A 6,449-nucleotide genomic window follows, 5' to 3' on the forward strand; every position below is an offset into this window, starting at 1 on the left:
CGTCAACCCCACCCCAAACACGACATCGGCCTGCCCCACCAACGCGGTGGAACAGGCCGACGTCACGTCGCAAGGGGCATTCGCCAACGGTGTCCGGTCACCCGGGTGCGCCCCCTCGAAGGAGCCGTGCGTCCGCGACGCCTACCGGCCCGAAAAGCGTGCGACCTGGGGTGAGCGTTCCGAACACCCCTGGGCTCAGCGGGTTCAGGAGTACGGGTAGAAGCCCGAGCCCGTCTTCCGCCCGAGCCGGCCTGCGTCCACCATCCGCTGAAGCAGCGGCGGCGCCGCGTACAGCGGCTCCTTGAACTCGGCGTACATCGAGTCGGCGACCGACGCGACCGTGTCCAGACCGATCAGGTCCGAGAGCTTCAGGGGCCCCATCGGGTGGGCGCAGCCCATCTCCATACCGTTGTCGATGTCCTCGCGGCTCGCGATGCCCGACTCGAACATCCGGATGGCGGACAGCAGATACGGGATCAGGAGCGCGTTCACCACGAAGCCCGAGCGGTCCTGGGCGCGGATCGCGTGCTTGCCCAGCACCTGCTGGACGACGGCCTCGGCGCGCTTGATCGTCTCCTCGGACGTCGTCAGCGCCGGGATCAGCTCCACCAGCTTCTGTACCGGGGCCGGGTTGAAGAAGTGGACACCGATGACCTGGTCGGGCCGCGAGGTGGCGACGGCCAGCTTCACGAGTGGGATGGACGACGTGTTCGAGGCCAGAATGGCGTCCTGACGGGTCACCACCTGGTCGAGCACCTGGAAGATCTCCGTCTTGACCTGCTCGTTCTCTACCACGGCCTCGATGACCAGATCACGGTCGGCGAACTCGCCGAGATCAGTGGTGAAGCTCAGCCGCGCCAGCGTCGCATCGCGCTCCTCCTCCGTGATCTTTCCGCGCTCGGCGGCTTTGGAGAGGGAGTTGTACAGACGCGTACGGCCGATCTCAAGGGCCTCGCCAGTGGTCTCGGCGACTTTGACCTCGAGTCCGCTGCGGGCGCACACCTCGGCGATACCCGCACCCATCTGGCCGCAGCCCACCACTCCGACGCGGGTTACGTCGGCCATAGTCTCGGTCACTTCGTGCCTTTCGCAGGTTTCGTGGACTTTTGCGTGGTAGGTCCTCCGTTTGGTTCCGGTGCCCACCTCGGACCCACGACGTTACTCCGAGGGTGCGTGTGCCAGGGGGGTCGGGGCGGCATGCTGTCCGGAGCAAGTAGTGCGATGAGTGACCAAACGGCACAGAGAGGTGCATAGAGGCGCTTATGGGACAGATCAGCAGAAGAGGATTCGTCACGGCGGCCGGTGCGCTCACCGCGTTCTCCGTGACCGGCGAGGCCCGGACCATGGCAGCCCCGACCGACCCCGTCGGCGCGGCGGAACCGGCCCGCCAAGGGGCAGCCGCCGCGCGGGAGTTCCGTGGGATGTGGCTGGCTACCGTGGCCGGCCGCGACTGGCCGTCCGCTCCGGGGCTCAGCGCGGCCAAGCAGCGTGCCGAGCTGCTGCGCTATCTGGACGTGGCGGTCGCCAGGAAGCTCAACGCGGTGGTCTTCCAGGTCCGGCCCGCCGCTGACGCGCTGTGGCCGTCACCGTACGAGCCCTGGTCGCAGTGGCTGACCGGGGTCCAGGGCCGCAACCCGGGCTGGGATCCGCTCGGCACCGCGGTCAAGGAGGCCCATGCGCGAGGCCTTGAGCTGCACGCCTGGTTCAACCCGTACCGTGTCGCCAACCACGGCGATCTGTCGAAGCTGATCCCCAGCCATCCCGCGCGGCGCAACCCGGGATGGGTGGTCGCGTACGGCGGGAAGCTGTACTACAACCCCGGCCTCCCCCAGGTCAGGAAGTTCGTCCAGGACGCGATGCTCGACGCCGTGGCGCGCTATCCGGTGGACGCCGTCCACTGGGACGACTACTTCTATCCGTACCCCGTGCCGGGGCAGCAGTTCGCCGACGGCGCGGCCTACCAGCGGTACGGGGCCGGTTTCGCCAGCCGGGCCGCCTGGCGGCGCGACAACATCAACCGCCTGGTGCGGGAGACCGCCGCACGGATCAAGACGGTGCGGCCGGGAGTGCGCCTCGGCATCAGCCCCTTCGGGGTCTGGCGCAACGCCGCCACCGATCCTCTTCTCGGGTCGAACACCTCGGCGGGTGTGCAGACGTACGACGACCTGTACGCGGACACCCGTGGCTGGGTGCGTCAGGGGTGGATCGACTACATCGTGCCGCAGCTGTACTGGCACATCGGCATGGCCGCCGCCGACTACGCGCGGCTGGTGCCGTGGTGGGATGCCGTGGTGAAGGGAACCGGCGTGGATCTCTACATCGGCGAGGCGCTCTACAAGGCCGGCGATCCGGCGCAGCCGAAGGCCTGGCAGGACCGGCGCGAACTGTCGCGGCACCTCACGTTCGCCGGCCGATACGCGAATGTGCGCGGCCACTGCTTCTTCTCGGCGAAGGAAGTGGTGACGGACCGGATCGGCGCGATGGCCACCGTGGTGGCGGATCACTATCCGACCCGGGTCCGGTCACCGCGATGAGCCGATGAGCCGCTGCTGCCGATGAGCGGCTGATCAGTTCTTCTCGTGGTGGCGTACGACGGTGTCGGGGCCGGGGGACATCAGGCACTCATGGCCGTCGTCCTCGAAGCGGACGCGGTACGGGGGAGTGCCGCGATCGCCCAGGACCTCCATGACTTCGGCGAGCCGGTCGTGCTGGCCGACGACCCGGCCGTGCACGAGCAGCTTGTCGCCCACACTCGCTTCCATCGGGCGTGACCTCCTTAGAGGGGCGTCGCGATCGGTATTTCGAGTCTACGTCCGGGAGCGTGACGCGCATCACGCCGGAGCGGCGGCGCTCACCGCGCCGCCGTTCGACGGAGCGGGACCCGGGAGGGCCACGGCAGGCTCCGGGCGGCTTACGGGGCGAGGTCTGGGGTGAACTTCACTAACCGTGAGTGACCTCTCTTGACCTGGGGCGCTCGCGGCCTCACGATCCCGCCATGAGTGTTCGGGTCACCCTCGTCACAGCCGCGCGCAGCTGCCCGCGGCTGGCCGAGCGCTTCGACGACGACCGGCCGCTGGACGAGTCCGGCTGGTACGAGGTGCGGCTCGCCGCGCGGCACCTCGTGCCGCTCGGCGCCGCGGAGCTGCGGTACTGCTCGCCGACGGCCCGGAGCAGGGGGACCGCTGACGCGCTGGGCTACGCCACCCTCGCGCAGCCCGCCTTGAGCGACTGCGACATGGGGCGCTGGCGCGGTTACACGCTGACCGAGGTGGCGGCACGGGAGCCCGACGCCGTCAATGCCTGGCTCGCCGATCCACGTGTCGCCCCGCACGGCGGAGAGCCGCTGCTCGGTTTCATCAGCCGGGTGGGGGGCTGGCTGGACAGCCGCCCCGTGGACGACGGCGGCTCGGTTCTGGCCGTCGCCGAACCCGCCGTCGTACGTGCCGCGCTGGTCTACGCGCTGAAGGCCCCGCCGTCGATGTACTGGAACGTCGATGTGCGCCCGTTGTCCACCGTCGTCCTCACCGGGAGGTCGGGCGGCTGGAACCTACGCCTGGAGACTGGCGGCTGAGCAGGACCGGGGCGCCCGCTCCCCGGCCACCATCACCACACTGCCGGGCGACCCGGACTCCCTCATCCGGGTCAGCAGATGGCGCACGGCCCAGCCCACCGCTCCCGTGGTGAGGCCGAGACCGCCCTCGCTGCCGTACGCCGCCCCCGTCCGCAGCCAGTGCAGACCGTCCTCCGCGGCCTCCTCGCCGACCGGGATCACCAGGTCCAGCAGTTCCGGACGGAAGGCCGGCTCGGTACGGGGCCGGCCGAGGCCCGGGATGGCGGACGGCATCCCGGTCGTGTAGTCGGCGCAGCCGCTTGCCCAGGCCGGGAAGTACGCCGAGTGCTCCGCGTCCACCCCCGCCACGCGTGGTCGGGTGCCATTGCCGTCGAGAGCGCTGGCGTAGCGTCCGAGCGTCGCCGTGGTGGTGCCCGTACCCAGGCCCGCCACCAGCCACGCCGGTTCGGGCGCACCCATGTCGGCCAGCTGGCCGAACAGCTCTCGGGCCAGATCCGGCACCGGGCACCGGGCGATCGCGCGTTCCGAGTCGGCGAAGTGGTCGAGGAAGTGGCCACCCAGGCGCGCCGCGAGCCCGCGCGCCTCCTCCTGGAGGTCGGCAGGCACCGTGGCGATACGCCAGCGGCCACCGTGGCGCTCCACCGACTCCCGTACGGCCGGAGGTGTCTTGGCGGGTACCAGGGCGACGAACGGTACACCGACCCGGCGTGCGCAGTACGCGCCCGCGACCGCGGCGGGTCCACCCGTGCCCATCACCACAGTCACACCGTCGCGCACGGCGCCGTCCAGGACCGCCTCGCAGAACAGCGCGCGGACCAATCGGTGCTTGAGAGTGCCCGATGGATGGGCGGATTCGTCCTTGACGTACAGCTCGCCGAGCTGTTCGGCCGGCCCGGCCGCCCGGAGCAGCGGCGTAGGGCGCGCGTCCGCGCACAACTCACGTACCGCCTCCGCCGCCCATCCGTTCTCCGCACGCGCCATGCGCCTATGATCCCCGCTCGCATCCGGGGCCGCCGGTCGGCTGGTCCACACGGCTCTCGGCTCCCGTCCTCGCCGCGCGGTCTCCCTCTTGCTGAATCTATCGAATTTCGATAGATTCCCATCGTAAGTCGATTGATGGAGGGGAAGAGGCGATGGGGAATCTGACCGTGCTCGCACTGCGCCTCGTGCTGGTCGCGCTGCTCGCCGGCTCGCTGTTCGTGCAGACGGTGATGGTGCCGCTGCTGGCCGGCGACATGGAGGGCCTCGACCCGGACGTCGCGTATCTGCGCACGCCCACGCTCATGATCACGGTCCTGGGCCTGATGTCGGCTCAGGTCGTCCTGGTCTGCGTGTGGCGCCTGGTGACGATGGTGCGGCGCGGAACCGTGTTCTCCGACGGCGCCTTCCGCTACGTGGACGTGGTGATCGGCGCGTTCACCGCCGCTGCCCTGCTGGTCTTCGCGCTCGGGGTCGTACTGGCCCCCGGTGAGGCGGTCCCGCCCGGTATCGTCCTGCTGATCGGCGGCGCGGGACTGGCGGTCCTCGGGGTCGCTCTCATCGTGCTCGTCCTGCGCATGCTGCTCGCCCAGGCGGTGGCGCGCGATGTCGAGGCGGCGCGGATGCGGACCGAGCTGGACGGGGTGATCTGATGCCGATCGCCGTCGATATCGATGTGATGCTGGCCAGGCGGAAGATGTCCGTGGGAGAACTCGCGGAACGTGTCGGCATCACCCCCGCCAACCTGGCCGTACTCAAGAACGGGCGCGCCAAGGCCGTCCGCTTCGCGACCCTCGCCGCACTCTGCGAGGCGCTCGAATGCCAGCCCGGGGATCTGCTGCGCTGGGAGCCGGAAGGCGCCGATGGCGCTGCCGGTGCCGCGGACGCACAGGGTGCCGGGATCGGGTGAGACGGCCCGTGGGCACCGGGAGCGCCCACGGCCCTGTACGAGTCGCGGCGCCGGTGCCCCTGGTCCGCGTCCGGCCGCGTCGGGCCCTCTGCCCCGCGATGCTCGCCGGGCGGGCGCGCCCAGAGCCGCAGCGCGCCCCGTCCGCTCGTCAGCTCACCCGAACTGGCCGGGCTGGTAGTCGCCTGCCGGCATCGCGAGCATGACGTTCGCCCGGTTGAAGGCGTTGATCAGCGCGATGGCGCCGACCAGAGTTCCGAGCTGCTCCTCGTCGTAGTACTTGGCGGCGTTCGCCCAGACCCCGTCCGGGACGCCCCCGGCCGCGTCGGCGATACGGGTCGCCTCTTCGGTGAGCTCCAGTGCCGCGCGCTCGGCATCGGTGAACACCGTGGCCTCCCGCCACACGGCGACCAGGTTGAGGCGCTCCGCGGACTCCCCGGCGTGCACGGCGTCCTTGAAGTGCATGTCGGTGCAGAATCCGCAGCCGTTGATCTGGCTGGCGCGGAGCTTCACCAGCTCCTGCGTCGACAGGGGCAGGGTCGACTCCGTGAGGACCCGGCCCGCGGCGGTGACGTGCTTGAGGACCTTGCTCAGGACCGGGGTGGTGAACGGGTTCAGGCGGGCTTCCATGATGTGCGCTCCCTTGGGCGGTGTCCGGCGGTTACACATCACTGACGGATTGGATGGGCGAGGTGTGACATGACTGGCTGTGATGCGCGTCACCACTACGTCCGCCGTGTCCCGGACGGTTGCCCTTGCGGGCGTCAGCGCACGCGCGAGGGCCTGGAGGTCCGTCGTCACCGACAGGCCTGCCAGGCCCTCGCTCCGAACACCCCGGGACTACGACCCTGCTCGTCCGGTGTGGCTCTCAGCCGTGGGGAGCAGCCCGGTCTCCAGCCCCATGGATCAGTTGTAGGGCTTGAAGAAGCGGGTCGATGAGTAGACCCACTGGGAAGAGGTGTAGATCCAGCTGGCGAGGGCGCCGTTGAATTT

Annotated in this window: 8 protein-coding genes; 4 read left to right on the forward strand and 4 right to left on the reverse strand. The window is 70.1% G+C overall.

Annotated features, from left to right (window positions below):
- Positions 1 to 204: 204 nt before the first annotated feature.
- Positions 205 to 1,065: a 3-hydroxybutyryl-CoA dehydrogenase gene (locus tag ACFWI9_RS32160; RefSeq protein WP_387168197.1), complete on the reverse strand. Its 861-nt coding sequence runs from the start codon at positions 1,063 to 1,065 to the stop codon at positions 205 to 207.
- Positions 1,066 to 1,262: 197 nt separating this feature from the next.
- On the opposite strand from ACFWI9_RS32160, the gene ACFWI9_RS32165 reads away from it, so the two are divergent.
- A complete protein-coding gene (locus ACFWI9_RS32165; protein WP_387168200.1) occupies positions 1,263 to 2,534 on the forward strand; it encodes a glycoside hydrolase family 10 protein in 1,272 nt (423 codons plus the stop codon).
- Between the two features lie 33 nt (positions 2,535 to 2,567).
- Here the strand turns inward: ACFWI9_RS32165 and ACFWI9_RS32170 are convergent, their stop codons facing one another.
- A complete protein-coding gene (locus ACFWI9_RS32170; RefSeq protein WP_387168203.1) occupies positions 2,568 to 2,762 on the reverse strand; it encodes a DUF1918 domain-containing protein in 195 nt (64 codons plus the stop codon).
- A 233-nt stretch (positions 2,763 to 2,995) separates the two neighbouring features.
- Between ACFWI9_RS32170 and ACFWI9_RS32175 the strand changes: the two genes are divergently transcribed.
- A complete protein-coding gene (locus tag ACFWI9_RS32175) occupies positions 2,996 to 3,571 on the forward strand; it encodes a histidine phosphatase family protein (protein WP_387168206.1) in 576 nt (191 codons plus the stop codon).
- Here ACFWI9_RS32175 and ACFWI9_RS32180 read toward each other — a convergent pair.
- Positions 3,548 to 4,552 (reverse strand): pyridoxal-phosphate dependent enzyme, encoded by a 1,005-nt coding sequence (locus tag ACFWI9_RS32180; RefSeq protein ID WP_387168208.1) that lies wholly within the window; start codon positions 4,550 to 4,552, stop codon positions 3,548 to 3,550. The two genes, ACFWI9_RS32175 and ACFWI9_RS32180, sit on opposite strands and share 24 nt — an antisense overlap.
- A 152-nt stretch (positions 4,553 to 4,704) precedes the next feature.
- Between ACFWI9_RS32180 and ACFWI9_RS32185 the strand changes: the two genes are divergently transcribed.
- Positions 4,705 to 5,202 carry a DUF2975 domain-containing protein gene (locus tag ACFWI9_RS32185; RefSeq protein ID WP_387168211.1) on the forward strand — a complete coding sequence of 166 codons (498 nt, stop codon included), beginning with the start codon at positions 4,705 to 4,707 and terminating at the stop codon, positions 5,200 to 5,202.
- A complete protein-coding gene (locus ACFWI9_RS32190; RefSeq protein ID WP_387168214.1) occupies positions 5,202 to 5,459 on the forward strand; it encodes a helix-turn-helix domain-containing protein in 258 nt (85 codons plus the stop codon). The genes ACFWI9_RS32185 and ACFWI9_RS32190 overlap by 1 nt, the downstream gene beginning before the upstream one ends.
- A gap of 153 nt (positions 5,460 to 5,612) precedes the next feature.
- On the opposite strand, the gene ACFWI9_RS32195 is transcribed toward ACFWI9_RS32190, so the two are convergent.
- The gene (locus ACFWI9_RS32195) at positions 5,613 to 6,086 is read right to left on the reverse strand and encodes a carboxymuconolactone decarboxylase family protein (RefSeq protein WP_387168216.1); all 474 of its coding nucleotides are present in this window, start codon (positions 6,084 to 6,086) and stop codon (positions 5,613 to 5,615) included.
- Positions 6,087 to 6,449: the final 363 nt, after the last annotated feature.

It is taken from the genome of Streptomyces sp. NPDC127084, from assembly GCF_042724175.1.
Taxonomy (GTDB): domain Bacteria; phylum Actinomycetota; class Actinomycetes; order Streptomycetales; family Streptomycetaceae; genus Streptomyces.